This window comes from Streptomyces sp. CY-1, from assembly GCF_047218265.1.
GTDB classification, from domain to species: Bacteria; Actinomycetota; Actinomycetes; order Streptomycetales; family Streptomycetaceae; genus Streptomyces; species Streptomyces niphimycinicus.
Genome location: NZ_CP178393.1, coordinates 4,747,243 through 4,767,991, shown reverse-complemented (window position 1 = coordinate 4,767,991; position 20,749 = coordinate 4,747,243). Strand labels below are relative to the sequence as shown.

Here is a 20,749-nt window from a genome sequence, read left to right as displayed (position 1 = left end):
GAGGAGGCGAGCGACGTCGGGGCTGCCCAGCACCGCGCCGTAGGTGATGCGCGGGGCCGGGGGTGCGGTTCAGGGACAACGGGTGCTTTCTCGGTGGCTTAGCGGTGGAGGGCGGGCGTGCTGGCGAGGGGCGGCGGCGTGGGTGGTGTGGTCTCCACGGCGGGGCGTGGGCGGACCCGCAGCACGGGGGTGCGGTGGGGCGGCAGGACGGCGACGGTCGCGCCGAGGTCCTCGGCCGCCTCCTCGACTTCGCGGGTGAGGAACTCGATCTGCCGGCCCAGAGCCGAGAGGCGTGCGGCGATCTGGCGGCCCTGCACGGTCTCCAGAGCGCTGGCGAACTGACCGCTCGTTTCCAGGAGTTCCTGTAGACGGACCATCGGGCCCGCGTCGTAGCCGCGCTGGGTGGCGCCGAGGAGGGCGTTGGACGCATCACCGGCGTGCTGGGCCTCGACGACATCCCGGGTGAGTTCCTGCAGCGAGATTTCGGGTGCGAGCGCTGGGCGGTTGAACTCTGATACATCGGCGCGCAGCACACCGGGCGGGACCGGTGCCGGCAGCGCCTGCCCCGCCTCGTATTCGTGGGCATAGTGCCCGATCACCTGGCAGCCCGGTACGTCCGGGTCGCCTCGCAGCGCGACCACAGTCGAGTCGTCGTCTTCGATCAGATGAGCCAGGGTGATCGGCTGCCCGTCGGCGGCATACCACGAATCGGTCAGCTCCAGCTCGCCTCGCCTCTGCGCGGCCTGGGCCCTCTCGGTCCACATCCGCTGTTCCTCTCCGGTCAGCGGGGCCTTGTGGTGCTGGCCATCGCTCTGCTCGGCGAGGTTGCTGGCGATGACACTGTGATCCGCCCAGGCGACGAGGTGCGGCCACAAGGCCGAGTGCTGCGCGCGTTCGGCTGCGGAGCCGGGGTCGGCCGGCTGGTCGAGGGCCCGGCGGATCTCGGCGGTGGAGGCGGCCAGGCCGTCCAGCACGGCCCGCCACCCGGCCAGGTGCCGGGCAGGTGGCAGCGCGTCGAGTGCGCGGCGTGCGGCATCGAGCAGAACGTCGGCGTGCGGGGCGAGGTGGGCGGTGTACGCCGCCACCGCCGCCTTGTCGCGGTGGGCGCGTGCGGCTGCCGCGGCACTTGCGTGGACGGTGCGGCCGTAGCGGTCGCGTGTCATGTCGAGCGCGGTTTCGGTCTCGTGGTCGATCCCAGCCATCCGCAGCCGGAAATCGCACGCAGCGTTGGCGAGTTCGGATGCCACCGGCAAGAGGCCGTCGGGGGCTGAATCGCTTGCGGGCGTCATCGGGACCGCCCGCCGCCCGAGGCCGTCAGGTGGACGGTCGGTGCGTAGGTGGGCTTCGACGGGACCGGCCGGGCTGCCGAAGGGGAGGTGGTGGGCGGTGTGGCGCGACGCTGAGTCGTTCGGCCGGCGGCGGCCTGGGCGAGACGGCTACGGCGCTCCAGGAGTCCGTTCGGCCGGACCGGGCGTGGCGGGGCGGCGGAGAGTGCCGGGTCGAGGCGAATGTCGGCCTGCACGGTGTAGCCCTGGCGGCGAAGATCGTGGACGGCCTGGCGGGTCCGGCGGGGACCGTCGCGCTCGGGCTCGCTGAGCCGGAACAGCCCTGGTTCACCGGGAACGGGTTCGAACTGCTCGCGCTCCAGGTACCAGTGGGCGAGGTGCGCGGGCATGGAGGAGGTGAAGGAGGCGACGAAACCGTGTTCCTCGTGGTCGCCGAAGGCAAAGTGGGTGCCGCGTTGCAAGGGGGCGGGGGCTCCTCGGGGCGTGGGGTGGAAGGGGCGGTGGCTGCGGCGCGCAGGCCGGGCCGCGGGGAGGAGGCGGGCTGGCGCGATGACGGGCAGGGCCGGGGGTTTCATGAGCTTCTAGCGGTTGCGGGTAGGGCCGTCAGCTTGTTCGTGCCCTGTCTGAGCTGGTGAGCTGGGGTTCTGCAGGTGGGGTCGGCTCGGGATGACTAGCGCCCCCGTCTTTGCGATGGTGCGTGAGGTGGCACCGGCGGTGAGGCCGCCGGGTGGTGTGGGGCAGACGCTGGGTGGGCCCCTTCCCCGCGGCCCGGGAGGGCCTGACCCTCTTCGCTGAACTGCATGTCCACGAACTCGGTGTGGGCGCGGCCGTCGGAGGTGAGCTGTGTGGATCCCCAACGCTTGAAGACGCCCTCGGTCTCCAGCCATTCCCCACCGGGGCCGGTGACTTCCGAGTGGACGACCAGCACCCACTCGCCTTGGACGGGCTCGGGGCGAGGAGGGTGGCCCCCGTGTTCGCGGTAGGCGGCGATCAGATCTTCGAGGGCGGCGATGTCATCTGGGGTCAGGGCGCGGTGATCTATGTAGGAGAAGGCCATCGACATATCCGTGTTGTCAGCGGTGTTCAGTTGCGGTGGCGGTGTGGTGGAGAGCCGGCCGTTCCGGTACGCGTCGCGCTGTGCGTCAACCGGAGTGAACTCAGCGCCTCAATTCATCCGCGCGTCCGTATCGAACAGTTGTGCCTCTTGAGGGTGGAGGAGGTGTTGGACGATGAAAGATCGTCCGGAGACTTTCCACAGGCCACGCCCTCGGTTGAGGTGGGCGATGGCGTCCATTTCGACGGAGGTCAGGCCGAGCAGCGAGGCCGCGGCGTGGAGTTGGTCGGTCTCCTGGCGGTAGATGATGCGGGTGGAGCAGTCCGCGAGGAGTCCCTCGGCCAGGGCCCGGCCGCGGGATCCGGCGTCGCCGGCGGCGAGCAGGTCGGACAGGCGGTGGATCACCATGAGGTTCGCGATGCCGAGCCCGCGGCTGAGCTTCCACTGGGCCTGCATGCGCTGGAGCAGACCGACGTGCCGCATCAACCGCCACGCCTCGTCGTACACGATCCAGCGTCGGCCGCCGTTCGGATCGGAGAGGGCGGATTCCATCCAGGCGGAGGCGCAGGTCATCGCCAGGACGAGGGCGGTGTCATCCCCGGAGCCGCCCAGCCGGGACAGGTCGATGGTGAGCATCGGCGCGGTCGGGTCGAAGGCGACGGTGGAAGGGGCGTCGAACATGCCGGCCAGGTCACCGTGGACGAGGCGGCGCATCGCGTGGGCCAGGTCGCGGGCGGCATCGCCGAGTTGGCCCGACATCATCCCGGCAGCCTCGTCGAGCGCACTGGGGTTGTTGAGGGTGGCGGCGACATCGCCGAGGAGCGGGGTGCGGCCGATGTCGGCGGCGCGGGCGACGACGGTGTCCAGGGCGACGTCCAAGGCGGTGTGCTCCATGGGCATCAGGTCCCGGCCCAGGACCGTCCGGGCCAGGGAGCCGAGCAGGAGCAGGCGCCGTTTGCGGATCTCGCCGACCCAGTCGGCCTCCGCAACGCTGGCCGGGCGCGGGGCCGCGTCCAGAGGGTTCAGGCGCCCGGGCAGGCCGGGGCCGAGAGCGACAGACCGGCCGCCGAGGGCTTCCGCCACCGGCGTCCACTCACCCTTCGGGTCGCACGGCACGTAGACGCGGTATCCGAAGGCCACCGAACGCAGCGCGAAGCTCTTGGCCAGCGCGCTCTTGCCCTGGCCGATCACCCCGGCGAGCAGGAGGTTCGGGTTGGTGAAACCCTCCACGCGGCCGTACAGCGCGAACGGATCGAACACAAATGACGCTTCCGCGTGGACGTCGCGCCCGATGTAGATACCCCCGGCGCCGAGTCCGCCCTCGGCCAGGAACGGATACGCGCCGGCTGCCACGGCCGTCGTCATGCGGTGGGCGGGCAGCTTCAGCCGGTTCGCACGCGCGGAGGCGGGCCCGGAACGTCCGCTCGGCGGGTAGAGCGCGGCGGGCATCTCATGCTTGGCGGATGTGCTCTCGGCCTGGTGGGCGCTGTCCGCTCGGGCCTTGGCGGTGGCCTCGGCGAGCTGACGGCGGGCGGCCTTGCGGCTGGCGCGGTTGGTGCCGTGGGGGGTGAAGAGCGGTCTGGCGGAGGCGCGGCGGGCACGCCGGGCGGGCCGGTGGGGCATGGGGGCCCTCGATTCTGCCGGTGGTGCTCATCGCACGCAGGCCGTGGTATGCGGGCGGAGGTCGGTGGGGGTGGTCTTGCGGCGGACGACATGCCCGGCGGCGAGGTGGCGCTGGCAGATCGTCAGCACGGGTGGTCCCTCGGGCAGCCGCTCGGGATGGCACGCGCTCGGCTCGGTGTCTGCTTCCGCTGCGATGCTGGGCAGCAGGTGGAAGGCGGAGTGGACTTCGCTGGTGGCCTGCCAGAGGCGGGTGTGCGCGGTGGCCAGGTGACGGCCGGCGGCGGGGTGTGTCGGCCGGGTGTTTTCGGCGAGGCGGTCCAGGAGCTGAAGGAGGGCGGTGAGGTGGGCGTGCAGCACGTCGAGGTGCAGGCGGTCCGCTCGCCGGGAGGAGTTCGCGTCCGACGGTGCCAGGGTCCGGGTGTGGTGGCGAATGCCGGCGCTCGCGGCGCGGAGGTAGGGGTGCGCGTCGTCCGAAGGTGTGCGGGAGGTCAAAGGTGGTGGTCCTTCCTGCCGGGAGGCAGGGGCGGCGATGGGTGGTTCGTCGCGGATGAGCGAAGAGCAGCGGGCCAGAGTGCTGGCCGGTGAGGACGTGCCCGGCTCACAGGGCGGTCCGGGCGAGCGGGAGCGCGGAGAGGACGAAGGCGTCCGGCTGCTGGTAGTGGAGCCGTCGCAGATCGACGCCGGAGGTGACGGCGTGGGTCTCGATCTGTGCGCAGGCGGCGTCCAGGAGGGCATCGGTCTCAGCGGTGACGGTGACCAGTCCGGTCAGGGCCACGTCCGCGTGCCCGGCGATGAGCTGCCGTTCCCGCAGTTTGACGTCGGCGTACTCGACGGAGTCTTCCTCGCTGTCGACTTGCCCGCGGCGGGCGCGCTCGTTGGCGTCGGCGATGATCGCGGCCTTCTTCCGCTGGACGTCCCGCAGCGCGGACTCGAGCCCCTGCGGCACGTATATAAGGGACAGGCTGCGCCGCACGCCGGCGGTGAACATGATCCCGTGCAGGAACCCGGCCCCCATCTCGGTCCTCGGCCAGTTCTCCACCCAGTACGTCGCGTGGCGTGCGCTGTCGGTGGCGAGGCGGTCGTACTCCTCGAACTGGACGATGGGCCCGGCGGCGGCGGGATCGGCCTCGGCACGGCCGGTCTCGGACCACTGATGGAGCGCGGCGAGCGCCTTCGGGTCGTAGGCGGTGCGGATGACGGCGGCGATCTCCCGCGCGGTCAGCCACCCGGTGACCTGGAGTCCGGCGTTGCGGGCGGCCTGGGCGATGGACGCGGTGGTCTGCTCCATGACGGTGAACGCCGCGGGCAGCCCTCCGCCGGCCTGGCTGATCAGGCGCCGGGCGGCCTTGAGATCGAGGGAGATGGCGAGGTAGGTCTCGTGCGGGGCGGCGGCGGGGCCGGCCGAGGCGACCAGGTCGGCATACACCTGCCCCGCCACCGGACTCTGGGGCTGGCCCTGTTGGGCCCAGTGGCGGGCGAGGGTGTCCCCGGAGTCGGGGACGGTGCGTTCCAGAATTTGCACGGTGGCGATGTGCCCGGTGCGGGCGATGCCCGCGAGCGCGCGTCCCCAGCTGCTCACGTTGTGGTTCTGGGTCGCGGGGTCGAGGAGGGCGAAGGCACGGGCGCTGACGCGGGCGATGGCGGTCAGGGTCTTTTGGTGCGGGTCGTGTACGGCGGCGGCGCCGTTGGCGGAGTCGCCGGGGGTGACCACTTTGAGGGAGGCGGCGGTGCCAGGCAGGTGGAGGACGCCGTCCTGTCGGGGCCGGGTGACGGGACGGGCGAGCCAGAGGGTCTGGCCGGTACGGCGGCGGTGTGCGTAGCGGGCGACGATCGGCGCCCAGTCGATCAGGGAGCGGCCGTGCCGGCGGATCGCGACGAGCGCACCGGATGCCACCCACAGCGGGGCCAGGGCGACGGCGCCGAGCAGTCCGGTGGAGACCACCGTCAACAGCAGAAGCGCCAACGTGCACGAAACAAGGATGAGCTGGGGCAGGGAGAGGCCGAGGAGGATGCCGCGGCGGGACCGGTGCGGGAACTTCACCGTGACCGGGGCGACCGAGAGATCAGTCAAGGGGACGGGTCCTGGAGGCGCGGGTGGAACCCGGGGGCGGGAGGTGGCGTGCACCTCCCGCCCCCGGTAGTCGGGTGGGGGATCACAGGCCGGCCGGAGGCGGCGGTGAGGCCGACCCGCTGGGCGTGGCGTTGTGTGAGCCTGGGGTCGGGGGTGCGCCCTGTGGCGGCGGGGCCGTGGTCGGCGGAGCGGACTGCCATCCACAGCCCTGGCCGGACGCGGCGCTGGCCCCGGATCCGCCCGGCCTCGGTGCGCCGCCCACCTGGCCACTGGTGTCGTCGGACACGCTGGTCGGCGCGGGCTGGACGGCCTTGTCGAGACCGGACTTGATGGCATCGCCACCGCCCGTGCCGCCGTCTTGTGAATCTTCCTTGCCGTCCCCGCTGCCACCGGTCGGGTTGGCGGCGATGTCGCCGGGGAAGCCGCCTGTGCCCGCGGCGTCGGGGCCTTGCGGGGCGATGCCTGTTCCGGCTGCCGAACTGCTGGTTCCGGCGGTGGCGACAGCGGCGGCGGCCTTGCGGGTGGCTTGATCGGCGTGCTGCTTGGCGAGCCGGGCGCCAGCGCCACCGGCACGGTGAATCGATTCTCCGTCCGTGCCCTCAGCCGCCCAGTGGACGAACTTGAAGGTGGCGTAGGGGCAGAGCAGCACGAGGATCATGATGACGATGCCGGACATGACGTCGGCGAGGGCGGCGGTGCCGTCCGTGGCCTCGGTCTTGCCCATGGCGGCGATGCCGAGGACGAAGATGACGGTCATCAGCAGTTTGCTGAACACCAGGGTGGCGGTGGCCTCGATCCATCCGCGCCGCCAGCGGCGGGTGACCTCCCACCCACCACCGGCACCTGCGAAGACAGCAAGGGTGACGAGGACGAGGATGCCGACCTTGCGGACCATCATCACGCACCAGTAGAGGAAGGCTCCGATCGCGGCGCCGATGCCGACGAAGGCGGCCACGAGCCATCCCATCGCGGAGAGGCCCGCGATCTGGGAGACCTTGACGATGCGGCGGACCGCGGATGCGATCGACAGGTGGGACGTTTGGAAGAGCCCGTCGGACAGGGCATCGGTGACTTCGATGGCGACGGTGGTCAGGGAGATGGCGCAGAAGACGAACAGAACGCCGGAGGCGGTGCCGCTGACGGCCTGGGTAAGGGCTTGTCCGTCGCGTCGGACGGCGGCTCTGATCAGCTGTGCGCAGAAGGTGCCGACGAGGATGGTCAGGCCGATCGGCAGCAGCATCTGATAGTTGTCCCGGAACCAGGCCGCGTTCAGGTCGACGTTGGTGGTGGTGTTCACGGCTTTTGCCGCGAGGTCGGCTGCCGCTGCGGCGAGTTCTCCGGCGCTCTTGGCCATCCAGTCGCCGATCACCTTGCCGGGATTGGAGACGAAGTCGACCGCGCCCTTGGCCCCGCTGCCGATCGCGCATACCTTGTCCGCGACGGGGAGGTCGCAGAAGCCCATGGGATGTGTCCCCCCTTTCTCAGTCGGGACAGGTCACTGGGTGACCTGGGGAGCGATGGCGGCCAGGGAGCAGTCGTGGCCTGGTCGGCACTGCACGGCCAGGGTCACGGCGCGACCCTCAGTGCCGCCGCCGTGCTGCTTCCAGCCGATGTGCTGCTTGCCGTTGACGGTGACGACGTAGATGTATGCCTCGGTGATCGCGGACGGTTCGTCGGCCAGGGCCTGCTTGAACGCGGAGGGGTAGTGGCCTTCGGCGACGCTGGCGGTGGCGTGCTGGTCCTGGTCGGCCATCCGCGACCACAGCACCGGATCGGGCACCTGGCCCGAGACCGAGGCCCAGTCGGCGTACTCGGTCTCCTTGGTCATCCAGGAGCGCATACCGGCGAGTTGCTGGTCGCGGCTGGTGTCGCGGGTGTCGTAGGACCACAGCATCTGCGCCGCCGCCTTGGCGTAGGCGACCGGCTCGGAAATCTGCGGAGCCTTGGGCACCGACCCGGATCCGGAAGAAGGCTTCGGGGCGACCTCGGAGGAGGACGGGCTGTCAGCCGGGAGGGGTACGGCGGTGTCCGGAGTCTGGTGGCCGTTCCCGCTGCCGGTCAGCAGGGCGACGACCCCGGCGATGGCGAGCAGGACGGCGACGACGGAGGCGACGATCGCGATGCGCCCCTTGGCAGACCAGCCCGCGCCGTACGAGGACAGCAAAAAGGAGGGGAGTCGTTTGCGCATCAGTGAACCTGCGACCCGAGGTCCGAGAAGAAGGCCACGATGCCGTTCGCGGCGCCCAGACCGAGCGCGGCGCCCGCGGCGACGACCGCGCCCTTCTTGCCGTTGGCTTCGGCCTGGTGGCCACCGGTGTGGTGTCCCCAGGCCCACACGCCGAGTGAGACGGCGAGGGCGCCGACGACGGCGATGATCCCGAACATGTTGATGCTGTTGACGACGTTCTTCAGCACGCTCAGGCCCGGTAGTCCGCCGCCCTTGGGCGAGATTCCTGGGTCGTAGGCGAGCTGGATGACGCGGTCTGCGAGAGGGACGGACATAGAGGTGGCGGGGGCTCCTTGCATACGCGGGCCAGGCGAGGGCCGGCAGGAAGGGAAAGCGGAGGGGGAAGTGCGCTCGGGGCGCGGAAGTGGCCGCGGCGGCGGCCCCCCGGAGCGGTGCCGGGCTGTAGGTTCCGGTCGGGAATATCAGTCGGCTGCGCTGTGACGAGCAAGGTTCGGTGACTGTCCGGCCGATTTGTCAGGATCCTCTGTTGATCGACCCCACAGGGCCCCGACCGATTTGTCGGCGGATCTGTCCGGCGGGTCTGTCGCTTCCTGCGCGTCGGCCGCTGAACGGGAGGGCCGGACCGGCGAACCGTCCGACCACTTGTCCACACGGAAGAGGGACTGCGGCACAGATACCGGTGTGTCGGCTTCCGACCAGGGGTAGCCTGCCGAAGAGACAGGACGCCCAGGTGGAAGCGGGGCTGACCTGCGGCGGCAGGAGCCGCCAACGGCGGCCCCAAACCGACAAGTTGCCGACAGAATGCTCGGACAACGACAACTTGAATCGGAACCTACAAGTGCGGGGCGGCGTCAGAGCACGCGGCGGGCGGCGAGAATCGTCCAGTCCTTGATCGGGGTGATCCGGACCGGCTTGCTGGTGCGCGGCGCCTCGATCGCGAGGCCCTCGCCCATGTACATGCCGACGTGCTCAGGCCGGGCGGCGGTGCCGCGGCTGAAGATCAGGTCACCCGGCTTAAGCTGGGCGGGCGAGACCGCCTTGCCTTCGTTGACCTGCGTGTACGTGGTGCGGGTGAGCGTGATGCCGGCGTGAGCGTACGCCTGCTGCATCAAGCTGGAGCAGTCGCAGCGGCCCATGGGGTCGGGGCCGTGCGCGTTGGTGCAGGACCCGCCCCACTGGTAGAGCGTGCCGAGCTGGTGCATCGCCCACGCGATGGCCTTGCGCGCCTTCGGGTCGGCGTTGTTCGGGATCGCATAGCCCTTGGGGACGCTTCCCTCGGGGATGCGGCCGAAGCCGGAACCGTCCTGGCCCGGCGCGCAGCCGCTGGTGCCGGTCGACGGTTGCTTGCCCTGGTCCGCATCCTTGCCGTCCGCGTCGTTACCCCTGCCGGGGAAGGTCTTGGCGATGGCCTCCTGCAGTGCGGTGGCCAGGTTCTCCCACTGCGCGTACGCGTCCGGCAGCCCGGACTTCTGCACGGCTTGGGCGGCCTGGGTGACGGTCATCTGCTGCCAGCCGTCCACCTTGAGCAAGTGCTTGTAGAACTGCTCGCTCGCGTAGACCGGGTCGCGGATTTGCTGGGCGCTGCCCCAGCCCTGGGAGGGACGCTGCTGGAACAGGCCGAGGGAGTCGCGGTCTCCGGAGTTGAGGTTGCGCAGCCGGCTCTCCTGCATCGCCGTGGCAAGGGCTACGACCTGTCCCTTCTTGGGCACGTCGAGCGAGAGGCCGGCGGCCACGATGGTCTGGGCGTTGGGGACCTGTTCGCCGGGCAGATCCAGGCCCTCGATGCGGATGTTCTTGTCGGACGCGCCGTCGAGGATCTTGGTGACCTGTCCGGCAACCTTGTCGGTGTCGATGTCGGTCAGGCAGTTGCTGAGGGAGCCACTGCTGTGCACGGCGTCGGCGGAGGAGACCAGCATCATGCCGGTGCCGGCGATCAGGATCGGGGAGAGGAAGACGACGCCGATGCCGGCGGCGAGCGCCTTCAACCGGAGCGGACCGCGCGCCGGTCAGCGATGTCGGGCAGGGGCGGATGGCGAGAGGTCATGGGCGTGTCCTTCGGGGTGCGGTGTCCGGCGTGCCGCGTGCGCGAGCGTGGTGGAAGGGCGCGGCGGGGGTGGGCGATCGAGGGCGGGCCGGTGTGGGCGAGTTGCCGCTCGCTCCGTGTGGCCGGGCCGTGAGCTAGGTGTGCCGGGGCAGGGGGTATCTCCGTGAGGCGTGGCGGGGAGTAGCCAGCGGCGGTGTGCGCCGGGCGGTTGAAAAACAGTAGGCGCGGATCGGCGGTTGACCAAAAAGTCGGCGTGAGGTGCCGGAATCCGGCACCCCGGCACGGCACTTCTTGGTCGTCAGCGGATTCGCCTCTACAGTTTTTGGACTCCCCCTTGCCCCTCCTCAGTCTGCGGCCCTGGGCTTCTGCATGCCCACTTCCGGCCCGCGAGGACTCCTGTGCGAGGCGGCTATTTTTCTCCGCGATTCCGACCCGAATTGGGGTTCCTCTTTGCCTTTTTCCCTGCACCAGGGTGACGCCCTGGCTGTTCTCGCCGGCCTTCCGGACGGCTGCGTCGACTCCGTCATCACCGACCCGCCGTACAACAGCGGGGGTCGTACCGCGAAGGAGCGCACCACCCGCTCCGCGAAGCAGAAGTACACCTCCGCCGATTCCAAGAACAACCTCGCCGACTTCACCGGCGAGAACATGGACCAAAGGTCCTACTCGTTCTGGCTGACGCAGATCATGACCGAAGCGCACCGTCTGACGAAGACCGGCGGGACCGCGTTGCTGTTCACCGACTGGCGTCAACTCCCGACTACGACGGACGCGATTCAGGCGGCCGGGTGGCTGTGGCGCGGTGTGCTGGCCTGGTACAAGCCGCAGGCCAGGCCCCAGAAGGGCCGGTTCACCCAGAACTGCGAATTCATCGTCTGGGCCAGCAAGGGGCCGATCGACGGTTCCCGGAATCCGGTCTATCTGCCCGGCATGTACTCGGCGTCGCAGCCCTCGGGAGCGAAGCGCCGGCACATCACGCAGAAGCCGGTCGAGGTGATGCGCGAGCTGGTCAAGATCAGCCCCGAGGGCGGCACGGTGCTGGATTTCTGCGCCGGCTCCGGCTCCACGGGCGTGGCCGCCCTGCTGGAAGGCCGGGACTTCATCGGCGTGGAGAAGACCGAGCACTACGCGTCGATCGCGGCCGACCGGCTCACCGAGACGATCCGCGCAACCCTCACCCAGGACGACGTAGTCCTCGCCATCTAAGCCGCGACCGCGCATTCCGCAACGCGAAGCCGCACACCTTTTCCGTCCTTGGCTGATCCCGCCGGGGCATGCGTGTAATCCGATGGCCGGTCCGTGCCTCACCGCTTCCACTTACCTGTCATTTCACCTCTCGTAGGAGGCCGTACTTTTCATGCCCGAATCTATAGAACCCGCGGCCGAGGGGGAGTTGGAGCCGGTTCGCGTTCCGGACCCGCATCTGGAGGGAATCGAGGCGAGCGTCCGGCGGCTCATGGAGCAGTCGGCGCAACAGGCCCAGCAGCTCGACCACCTCGCGTCCACCCCGGCGCCGGGCGGATCGCCGTTCGCCGCGTTCGGCATGCCGGGACTCGGCGGGCCGCCTCCCGCCGCTCCGCCGGAGCCCCGCCCGATCCTGGAACTCGACGGAGAAGAGCGCGAGGACGAACTCGACGCCCTGTCAGACTGGGTCGACGACTTCTTCCTCCCGGTCTACGGGGCGGAGGTCACCACCGCGGCGCCCTGGTGCCAGCAGTGGCAGGAGCACGACGACGTCGTGGCCTGGCTCCACGCCCTGTGGCTCGCCTACCAGCAGCACAAGGACCCCGAAGCCGGGCTCTCCGGGCTGTTCGTGTGGCACCGGGACTTCCTCACTCACGCCGTTGCGGCGATCCGCGCACCAGGCGGGTCGCTATCGGCCTGCATGACCTCTCCCGACCGGCCCGCGCACCGTCTTCTGCCCGGCCCGCCGCCGTCCGTGCGCGCGCAGACGGCGTCCACGGCGGAGGCCGCCGGGACCGCCGAGCCGGACGAGCCGACGGCATGACCGCGGAAGTGGGACAGCCCGCCTTCGGACTGAGCTTCGACCCCCGGGCGCTGACCGATCTCCTCCAGGCCCCCAGTGATATCCGCGACCTCACCCTCGCCTACCTACAGGACGTCGTGAACGCGCAGCGCTTCGGGCTACGCCTCGACGGCGACCTGGAGGGCTATCGCAAGCTGTTCGTGGACTCCCGGAAGGACTGGCGCGTCGTCTACGGCGTCCGTCCGGCACCCGCGGACTCCGCGCACCAGAAGGAGATCCACGTCGTCGCGATCCGGCCGCGTGCGGGCAACGACGTCTACGACGAGGTCGGCCGACGCCTGGGGATGACCCGCCGGCCGCTGAGCGCCCGCACCCACGCGGCCCGCTCCCGTTCCCCGCAGCTGACCACCCGCACTCCCGCGCCCCAGCCCGGTCCGCCGCCCACCGCACTGCCGGGCCTGCCCCCTCCCGCACAGAACCCCGCGCACCATCACACCCGCTGAACGCCCGGAGCGTCACCTATGCCCCCTGAACCCGCGCCCACACCAGCCCGGCGTGCGGTCTCCTCTCTCGACCATCGCATCGAAGCCGTCATCGGCCACGACATCGACACCCTGTGGGCCCACCGCGACCGCGGCGTCCTCGACGAGCCACACGCCCACCTGGTCGACCGGCACCGCGAGTTGGCCAAGGCCCAGACCGGCGTCATCTTCTACCTCCGCCTCCTCAACCGCCTCTCCAGCGGCGAGTTCGACGTCGATCACGCCCTGTTCACACGCATCGACCGGACCGTGGACCAGCTTCATGAGGCCACCGACACGCGGGAGGCTGCTGCCCGGAACGTGCTCGCCGCCCTGGAGCCGATCGAGGCCGCAGCGGCGGCCTCCGCACCCGACGCGCAGCAGCTCTCGACGGACGACCAGGCGGCGCTGCTGGCCATCGCCGGCGGCGCCAAGCTCTACGAACACCTGCTGACCGGCCGGATGTCCGTCACAGCCGCCTCCGGAACCCGCATCCTTCACGCCACGCTGCAGCGGCTGGAGGACGCCGGCCTGGTCGTCTGGAATACCGGCCACCCCGTGCACGCCGGCCAGCCGGTCTCACTCACCGACGCCGGACGCGCCGCGCTGTCCGCCGCCCGACGGACGCCCACGACCCAGACGCCGACGGCCCCGGCTCGACCCGGCACATCGCCCTCCACCCCGGCACAGCGGCGCTGAACTCCACCGAAAGACCCTTGTTGTCTCCTACCGGACCAGCGGCGGCTCGGAAGCCCATCTCGCACGTCGACTTCGAGCTGGATGAATTCGATGCCGACGAGGAGAGGTACCTCGACTTCTACCGCAAGGTCGCCGTCCACGAGGACATGCTCGTCCCCCTCGCCCAACACCACGACGGTGCGCATAGCTACTACGTCCTGTTCGACCGCACCGCCACCTGGGGGCACCCCGGCATGCCCCAGGTGCTCGCCGTACATTTGCAACGGGATTACGAGAAGCGGACGTTCAGCGTCGAGCAGGCCCCTCTGCCGCTGCCCGCGATGGCACAGTCGTGGCTCATCCACCGTGGCTGTCCGCACAGTGCCATCGGCCTCGACCCCGAGCTGGGCCCACCGCCGGCGGATGAGGCGACGCGTGCGCTGGAGCGACGCCTCGCGGGCGACGGCGACCACTACGCCATGGGCTATTCCTACACCTGCGACGACCCCGACGACATGGTCACCGTCGTGGCCCTGCGCGCCCTGGACGAGCGAGCTCCCAGCCCAGTCCGCGTCATCGTCGAAGAGGTCGACACCGACGCGTGGACGCACACCCTGCGTGAGGGCGGCTTCGACACGGTCGAAGACGCCTTGCAGTGGTGCGACGACCGGCTCACCGGCGAAGCCGGCCCCCTGCCACCGGTCCGCCCGGCAGCCGCAGCAAGCCGCCCAGCCCGTGTCGCGAAAGCCCCGGGGCCGCGCCCGCCCGGCCGATCGCGCTGAGTTCCGCAGCCTTCGAGAGCGGCGAAACATAGCCGACGATCGCCGGTTACCCAAACCGGCGATTCTCCGGACTCTTATACAGCCGCCGCGACAACTCCCGCGGGCGCCATTCCACGCAATCCTTCTGCCTTCACGGAGGTTTCTTCCGCATGCGCTCCACCCGAATTGCCATATCCACGGCCATGCTCGGCGCGCTCGCCCTGCCGGTGCTCTCCGCCACCACCGCCAGTGCGGCACCCGCCGCCGTCTCCGCAGCCCCCGCGAGTGACTGCTCGTCCCTGCCGCCACTGCCGTACGCGGTACACGCCAAGGCCGTGACCATCCGGTCCAAGGCCAGCTCGAAGTCCACCGCGCTCGGCGTGCTCTACAAGAGCCACAAGTTCAGCGTGTCCAAGAAGAGCGGCAACTGGCTCTACATCACGGACAAGTCCACCGGGGTCAAGGGGTGGGTGTCCGGCACGTACGTCTACCGCGACATCCAGATGTGCCTGGACTGACAGGAATTCAGCAGCCGCCCGTCAGTCGCTGAGCCGCCGGGTACGGCCGCCCCTCACATTCCCCCAGGCATCGGCCTTCCCAGAACAGGAGTTTCCCCTTGTCCGACGGAACATCCGATGAGGCTGAGGATGTCGTGGACGTGCTCACCGAACGGATCGAAGCGCGCTTCGCCACGGACATGGACCAGATGAAGGCGGCCGTCGCCGCCGCGCCGACCGCGAATCCTGACGCCACCGATGTCGTCAGGTGGCACGGCCTTCTCATCGAGGCCCAGTCCGATCTCGACCGCGCGGAAGACGACCTCCTCGCCGCGCTGGAAACCCAGCCCAGTGAGGTCGACGACCCGACGATGGACCTCGCACACCGTGTAAACGCGGCCGTCACTGCACGCGACGGCCGAGCCATGGTCGTGCGGTGGCTCCTCGACCCGGACGCTCCAGGCAAGAACGACCTCGCCGCCGAACGGCTCGCCCGCCTTCGCCATCGAACCGGGCCTGCGCTGCAGACCAGCGCTCCCCACCAACCCGCAGGTACACCCGCGCCGACCTCGGCGTGGCGGGCGGGAAAGCCCGTCCGATGAGCCGGGTCAAGGCCAGCACCATGGACGCCGATCTGCAGAAGCTCTTCGGGAAACCGGTTCCCGAGCTGTACGAGGCAGCAGTCGGCCCCGATGCCTCTCCTGCGCTCGCCCGTGCCCTGGAACTGCGCTCCTTCCTGGCTCTGACCGAGGAGCAGGTCGCCCGCGTCCGAGACCGCGTGCGCGCGGACATGGACCCGGACCGCGACATGGGCGAGCTGTCGGCGGACAAGCTCCGCTTCGACGCGCAATAGCTGGAAGCAGCACTAGACGCCCGCGACGGCTACCGCGCCGCGATCGGCGAGCTGCTGCGCACCATGCCCCCGCCCGACCAGCAGGCCCGGCCCGTCCGCACGACGCAGCTCAGGGCCACCGCATCCCTACCCCCGTCCGCCGCCCCGGCACCTCAGCGTGCCGGGGCGGCCCAGGCTCGTCGACCCTGAAAGCTCCCGCTTGTCTCACCTCACGTCCAGCGAGATAGCCGGACGGATCGAGGACCTGTACGGCGCGCCGCTCGCCGATCTCGAAGCTCACGCCCAGGACCAGCCGCCCGGCATGCTCTCCGCTCTGCTCGGTATGCACGACGATCTCGCCCTCGCCGAGCGCAGCATCGACTTCCACCGCGATCATCTCGCCCGGCTCGTCCACCCCGAGCGGCAGATCGGCCGGCAGGAGGTCTCCCACCTCCTCGACGGTTCACGTCGGACGAGTCCGCGACGTACCAGATGGCACGGCGGACCCTCCCTCAGATCCGCGACGCACTCGGCACCGTGGACGCCGTCCACGGCCTCTACTACCTCCTGATGCACCCGCTCCTGGCGCTGCACCCCTCCGAGGTGACCATGCGTCTGCCCTCGGTCCTGGCCGCCGTGGCCGCCTCGGCCCTGGTAGCGGCCCTGGGCTGCCGCCTGGCCCGCCCACGGGTGGGCCTGTGGGCCGGACTCCTCTACGCGACCACCCCCGTGGTCACCCACTACGCCCAGGAGGGCCGCTCCTACGCACTGGTCGCGGCAGCGGCGGCCTGGGCGACGTACCTGCTGGTGAGCGCGGCGGGACTGGCGGTGGGGGCGGAGAAGGTGGGCGTTACGGGGGCCGCGGCGGGGGGTGCCCCGGGGGTGGCCTCGGCGGACCGGCCCGCGCAGGGTCAGGCGCCCCCGCTCGGGCCCGGGGCGGTGTCCGGAGCGACCGGGGACGCCCGCTCGGCCGCCCCCGCCCGAGTGGCCGGGGAGGCGGGCAGGGCGGCGCCGGGCAGACGCGTCCGTTCGGCCGTACTGGTACGCGGCGGTGTGCCTCGCGTCGCGCGGTGGGCCGCCTCGGCGCCGGGGCCGGAGCGGGCGGCGTCGGGGGCGGGGTGGCGGTGGGCGGCGTACGGAGGTGTGGTGGCCGTGACCGCTCTGCTGCACGTCTTCGCGGTGCTCATGCTCGCCGCGCACGCCCTGACGCTGCTCGTCTCGCGCGCCCCGCGCCGGGTGTGTTGGGGCTGGGGGAGCGCGGCGGCCGGGGCGTTGGCCGCGGTGGTGCCGCTGGCGGTGCTGGCCCGGCGGCAGAGCGCGCAGATCGCCTGGATCCGCCATCCGACGCCGGGTCGGCTGTGGGCGGTGGTCGAGGAGTTCGCGGGCCCCAGCGCGCTCGTCCTGGCCCTCAACCTCCTCCTGATCGCGGTCGCTGTGGTCCGCCCCCGGTGGCGTTCGCTGACCGCGGTGGCCTTGCCCCTCTTCTGCGTCCCGCCCGTCCTCCTCTTCGCCCTCGCCCTCCACCGCCCCTGCTTCCACGAGCGCTATCTCCTCTTCGCCCTGGCGGGCATCCCCCTGCTGGCGGCGGCGGGCGTGGACCGGCTGGCGGAGGCGGTGACCGACTGGCGCCACGCCGTGGAGTGCAGGCGCCGCGCCGTGGTGGGCAGGCGCCGGGCCGTGGTCGTGGCGGCCGGGGTCCTCGTGGTCGGGTGCGGCTTCGTCTGGCAGCTTCCGCTGCACCAGCGGGAGCGGGAGCCGTTGAGCCGTCAGGACAACCTGGCGGCGCTGGCCGCAGCGGTGGGCAGGCTCACCCGGCCGGGCGAGCCGGTGCTGTACGACCCGCCCAAGGAACGGCGGATCGCGATCGCCTATCCACGCCCCCTCGCCGGGCTGCGCGACATCGCGCTGGGGACGCCCGGCCCCGCCTCCGGCACGCTCTACGGGGTCGACGTCGGCCCCGCCGAGCTGCTGCGGCGGCTCGGCGGGGCACGGTCGGCATGGCTGATCGCGGCCGATGAGCCGGAGACCCGCCGGGCGAAGACGACTGTGCTGACCGGACGCTTCCGACTGGCGTACTCGCTGTGCCTGCCCGGCATCCGGCTGGAGCACTATGTGCGAGCGGGGCCCGCAGGCTGAGACCGGGGCCCGGGGCGTCACCGCTGACCGAGGGCCTCGGGCGGTCGCCCGCACGGCGAGTCGCTCCGGGGTTCGAGGCGGAGCCCCGGCCGGGGGTCAGGGGGCGGAGCCCCCTGGTTCGGGGAGGGGCGGGGTGGGGAAAGTTGCCCCCTCACCCCCGCAGCGAACCGCTGCCCGTCGCCTGCGCGCCAGGCGCCCGCCGCGCCGGGACGACGGCCCGCCGGGCCAGCGCGGCCGCCCCCGCCAGCCGCAGCAGCCCCGTACGGGGCACCCGCGTCGCACCCCGCGGCGAGCGGTAAGGCGCGTTCCAGCCGTAAGGGAACGACGCCTTGTCCGTGCTGATGATGTTCGTCGTCTCGTCGCACGCCAGAATCGCGATCAGCCACCGCCGCACCGCCCGGTGGAAGGCGGGGGTCAGCGGTCGCGGGGCCAGCAGCCAGTCGCGGCACTGGCCGCTGACCGCGGACCGGTAGGTCGTCTCGTCGTAGCGGTGCCAGGGCGACTCCGGGGTGATCGGGTGGAGTCCGTAGTCCATGGCGGTCAGCGGCACGAGGGCGGTGCGCAGCGCGTTGTGGTCGGCGCCGGGGAGGAGTTCGCACACGATCCAGGGGCGGTGACGGCGGACTGTCTCGTACGACCCGCGCAATACCGCCGCCTCGAAGGTCTCCACGTCGATCTTGATCAGATGCGGGGTGATGCCGCGCTCCCCGGTGAACGCGTCGACCGTCGTGACCGGCACCGTCACCGACTCGGTGTGCCGGCGGTGGGCCGGGTTGAGCGAGTTGGAGGACTCCGACTTATGGGAGAAGTACAGCTCGGCGGTGCCCGGTTCGGCGGCCAGCGCGGTCTGCTGCACCTCGAAGCCGAGGCGGTTGCAGTCCCGGATCCGGCGGCAGAGCGCGGCCGTCTCCGGGGTCGGCTCGAAGGCGATGGCCCGCGGCCCGCGCCCGCCGTTCCCGTACACCGCGCTGATCAGCGCCGAGTACAGCCCGATATGCGCGCCGATGTCGTACACCACGCTGCCCGCGGGCGCCTGCTGGGCCAGGGCCAGCAAGGTGGCCTGGGTGGTCGGCTCGTAGCCCGCGAGCCCGGCGCGCCGCAACTGCCGCTGTACGGCGGTCTGTTTGCGGCTGAGCACATTGAGCGCCCGCGGATACGGCCCGCCCGCCTCGAGGACGTCCGGGTTCAGGGGAAGGGTGATGGCGAGGGGCATGGCTGCCGCGTCTCCTGTCGGGTGACGGCCCGCTCCAGCGGGCTGGGGAGGGGGAAGTAGGCGTCGAGGAAGGGGCGGACCAGAGCCAACTGGTCCTCGAGGTCGTGCTCGGAGGAGACCGTGTCGTTGAGGCAGAACGCCTGGCAGTGGCGCGCCCGCAGCAGTTTGGCCAGCCGGGCGCGGATGGTGGGCTGGGCCAGGTCGAAGTAGTCGTAGCGCAGGTGGGCGGGGACCGCGCGTCCGGTCAGGAAGGCGTAGTAGTGGTGGAGCGAGGACGGTACGGAGATGTCCGACGTCGACCGCACCCGGCTGGCCATGGTCGCGCGCACCGCGTCCGGGAACTCCTTCTCGATCTCGGCCAGCACGCTGGTGCGCAGGGCGTGCGGGGTGTGCTTCATCTTCTGGGTGACGGCCGGGCCGAACCGTTCCTCCAGCAGCGCCCGGTTGTTCTTGCCCGCCGCCGATACGGGCACGTCGCCGGGGCCCACGGGGGTCAGCGGGATCAGCGCGCGGGACGGGAAGAACTTGGAGACGCCGTTGGCCAGGAAGAAGTCCTGCGGGGTGACCGGTGAGCCGAGGAAGACATCGTCGTTGAAGTAGAGGAAGTGCTCGGCGAGTCCGTCGATGTGGTGCAGCCGGGTCTCGATGGCGTGGGAGTTGAAGGTGGGCAGCACACTGGCGTCGTCGAAGATGTCGTGGTGGTCCACGACGGTGATCCCCGGGTGCGAGACGGCGAGCCAGTCGGGCACCTGGCGGTCGGTCACCAGATAGATATGGCGCACCCAGGGGGCGTACAGATAGAGCGAGCGCAGGGAGTAGCGCAGCTCGTCGCGGTTGGCGTAGCGGGCGGCGTTGGCGGCCTGGGCGTGATAGCCCGCGCCCGCGAGGGCCGCCCGCCGCCGCTGCCACTGCGGATCCGAGCCGTCGACCCAGGTGTAGACGACGTCGATGGGGAAGCGGACCTCGTCCGGCAGCCGGGTGAGGAACTCCGGGCGGGTACGCACCAGCGGCCCCGGCTGCCAGCCGATGGCCGGGGCGAGCCGGGTGAACACCTGGTCCGGGGCGCGGACCGGCTCGCCCACCAGCGGCACCGAGGCGGTCGTACGGTTGAAGCGCGGCGCGATCAGCACCCGTTCCTCGCCCTGCCCGCCGGGCTCCCAGAACTCGATGTCGCAGCCGTGCGCCGGGCCGAGGACCAGCCGTCCGCCCGGCCCGGCGTGGAACCGGGTGAAGCGGACCACGGGGGCGGCGGCCAGCCGCCGCCAGGCCCGTCGCGTACCGCCGAGCCGGGGCGGGGCCGCCGTCGCCCGGTCCCGGCTCGGGGGCAGCGAGACATACCCGGCCTCCTCGGCGCAGAGCGCGGACAGCGCCTTGACCACCTCCGCCCGCTGATCGGCCCGGACGCCCACGGCCGAGCCGACGTTGCTGTGGCAGCGGACCACGAAGTGGTCGATCCGCGCCCGGTCCAGCGCCTCGCACACCAGCCGCAGATTCTCTCCGCGCGCGAACAGCGGGGTGGGGGAGGGGGTCAGGGTCACCACGAGGGCGCCCCGTCGGCTTGTGACCACCATCCGGCCGGACCCCGCCAGCAGCCCGGCCCGCCGCATCCGCCGCCGCGCCCGGCGCAGCCGCAGCGCCCCGGAGACGGCCGACAGCCCGCCGAGGCCCCGCAAGGCCGCCCGGCGCAGCCCGGGGCCGGTCACGGCGACGACCGCGCGGCGCAGTGGCAGCGGGACCGTACTCCGGTATCCGCGCACCAGCGGCGGCGGGTCGGCGAGCCATGGGCGGGGGGCGGCGGGCGGTGCGGTGAGGGGCATCGTGCGTCCTGGGTCGGGGCGTCGGGACGGCGGGCGCGGGG

At 71.4% G+C, this 20,749-nt stretch carries 19 protein-coding genes and 2 pseudogenes; 10 read left to right on the top strand and 11 right to left on the bottom strand.

What is annotated here, in order from left to right; translation table 11 throughout:
• Positions 1-98: 98 nt before the first annotated feature.
• The 9 genes from ACK1X7_RS20245 to ACK1X7_RS20205 form a co-directional block, all read right to left on the bottom strand.
• A complete protein-coding gene (locus tag ACK1X7_RS20245; RefSeq protein ID WP_413115445.1) occupies positions 99-1,289 on the bottom strand; it encodes a hypothetical protein in 1,191 nt (396 codons plus the stop codon).
• Complete coding sequence (locus tag ACK1X7_RS20240; protein ID WP_413115444.1) at positions 1,286-1,747, bottom strand: hypothetical protein; 462 nt, start codon at positions 1,745-1,747, stop codon at positions 1,286-1,288. The genes ACK1X7_RS20245 and ACK1X7_RS20240 overlap by 4 nt, the downstream gene beginning before the upstream one ends.
• A gap of 704 nt (positions 1,748-2,451) precedes the next feature.
• Positions 2,452-3,963 carry a VirB4 family type IV secretion system protein gene (locus ACK1X7_RS20235; protein WP_413115443.1) on the bottom strand — a complete coding sequence of 504 codons (1,512 nt, stop codon included), beginning with the start codon at positions 3,961-3,963 and terminating at the stop codon, positions 2,452-2,454.
• Between the two features lie 27 nt (positions 3,964-3,990).
• Complete coding sequence (locus ACK1X7_RS20230) at positions 3,991-4,455, bottom strand: DUF6238 family protein (RefSeq protein ID WP_413115442.1); 465 nt, start codon at positions 4,453-4,455, stop codon at positions 3,991-3,993.
• A gap of 106 nt (positions 4,456-4,561) precedes the next feature.
• Complete coding sequence (locus ACK1X7_RS20225; RefSeq protein WP_413115441.1) at positions 4,562-6,034, bottom strand: SCO6880 family protein; 1,473 nt, start codon at positions 6,032-6,034, stop codon at positions 4,562-4,564.
• 82 nt (positions 6,035-6,116) lie between these two features.
• Positions 6,117-7,496, bottom strand: a complete 1,380-nt coding sequence (locus ACK1X7_RS20220) for an SCO6881 family protein (protein WP_413115440.1) — start codon at positions 7,494-7,496, stop codon at positions 6,117-6,119.
• Positions 7,497-7,529: 33 nt separating this feature from the next.
• Entirely contained in the window at positions 7,530-8,222 is a 693-nt protein-coding gene (locus ACK1X7_RS20215) for a hypothetical protein (protein ID WP_413115439.1), read from the bottom strand.
• Positions 8,222-8,536 (bottom strand): DUF6112 family protein, encoded by a 315-nt coding sequence (locus tag ACK1X7_RS20210; RefSeq protein WP_237511551.1) that lies wholly within the window; start codon positions 8,534-8,536, stop codon positions 8,222-8,224. The genes ACK1X7_RS20215 and ACK1X7_RS20210 overlap by 1 nt, the downstream gene beginning before the upstream one ends.
• Before the next feature lie 537 nt (positions 8,537-9,073).
• Entirely contained in the window at positions 9,074-10,207 is a 1,134-nt protein-coding gene (locus ACK1X7_RS20205; protein WP_413115438.1) for a C40 family peptidase, read from the bottom strand.
• Between the two features lie 509 nt (positions 10,208-10,716).
• Here ACK1X7_RS20205 and ACK1X7_RS20200 point away from each other — a divergent pair.
• The 10 genes and pseudogenes from ACK1X7_RS20200 to ACK1X7_RS20155 all read left to right on the top strand — a co-directional run bounded on the left by ACK1X7_RS20200 (position 10,717) and on the right by ACK1X7_RS20155 (position 17,678).
• A complete protein-coding gene (locus ACK1X7_RS20200) occupies positions 10,717-11,472 on the top strand; it encodes a DNA-methyltransferase (protein ID WP_413115437.1) in 756 nt (251 codons plus the stop codon).
• A gap of 250 nt (positions 11,473-11,722) precedes the next feature.
• Complete coding sequence (locus tag ACK1X7_RS20195) at positions 11,723-12,274, top strand: DUF4913 domain-containing protein (RefSeq protein WP_413116893.1); 552 nt, start codon at positions 11,723-11,725, stop codon at positions 12,272-12,274.
• Entirely contained in the window at positions 12,271-12,756 is a 486-nt protein-coding gene (locus ACK1X7_RS20190) for a hypothetical protein (protein WP_413115436.1), read from the top strand. The genes ACK1X7_RS20195 and ACK1X7_RS20190 overlap by 4 nt, the downstream gene beginning before the upstream one ends.
• 18 nt (positions 12,757-12,774) lie before the next feature.
• The gene (locus tag ACK1X7_RS20185) at positions 12,775-13,473 is read left to right on the top strand and encodes a hypothetical protein (RefSeq protein WP_413115435.1); all 699 of its coding nucleotides are present in this window, start codon (positions 12,775-12,777) and stop codon (positions 13,471-13,473) included.
• A gap of 17 nt (positions 13,474-13,490) precedes the next feature.
• On the top strand, positions 13,491-14,234 hold the full coding sequence (locus tag ACK1X7_RS20180) for a hypothetical protein (protein WP_413115434.1): 744 nt from the start codon (positions 13,491-13,493) through the stop codon (positions 14,232-14,234).
• A 182-nt stretch (positions 14,235-14,416) separates the two neighbouring features.
• Positions 14,417-14,731 (top strand): SH3 domain-containing protein, encoded by a 315-nt coding sequence (locus ACK1X7_RS20175; protein ID WP_413116892.1) that lies wholly within the window; start codon positions 14,417-14,419, stop codon positions 14,729-14,731.
• Between the two features lie 98 nt (positions 14,732-14,829).
• A complete protein-coding gene (locus ACK1X7_RS20170; protein WP_413115433.1) occupies positions 14,830-15,312 on the top strand; it encodes a hypothetical protein in 483 nt (160 codons plus the stop codon).
• Positions 15,309-15,752 (top strand): annotated as a pseudogene (locus ACK1X7_RS20165) (hypothetical protein). The gene ACK1X7_RS20170 and the pseudogene ACK1X7_RS20165 overlap by 4 nt, the downstream one beginning before the upstream one ends.
• A 10-nt stretch (positions 15,753-15,762) precedes the next feature.
• A pseudogene (locus ACK1X7_RS20160) lies at positions 15,763-16,014 on the top strand (hypothetical protein); the annotation flags it as partial.
• Between the two features lie 20 nt (positions 16,015-16,034).
• Entirely contained in the window at positions 16,035-17,678 is a 1,644-nt protein-coding gene (locus tag ACK1X7_RS20155; RefSeq protein WP_413115432.1) for a hypothetical protein, read from the top strand.
• Between the two features lie 151 nt (positions 17,679-17,829).
• Here the strand turns inward: ACK1X7_RS20155 and ACK1X7_RS20150 are convergent, their stop codons facing one another.
• On the bottom strand, positions 17,830-18,891 hold the full coding sequence (locus ACK1X7_RS20150) for an FkbM family methyltransferase (RefSeq protein ID WP_385140738.1): 1,062 nt from the start codon (positions 18,889-18,891) through the stop codon (positions 17,830-17,832).
• Entirely contained in the window at positions 18,864-20,708 is a 1,845-nt protein-coding gene (locus ACK1X7_RS20145; protein ID WP_385140735.1) for a stealth family protein, read from the bottom strand. Before ACK1X7_RS20145 ends, ACK1X7_RS20150 begins: the two co-directional genes overlap by 28 nt.
• Between the last annotated feature and the right edge of the window lie 41 nt (positions 20,709-20,749).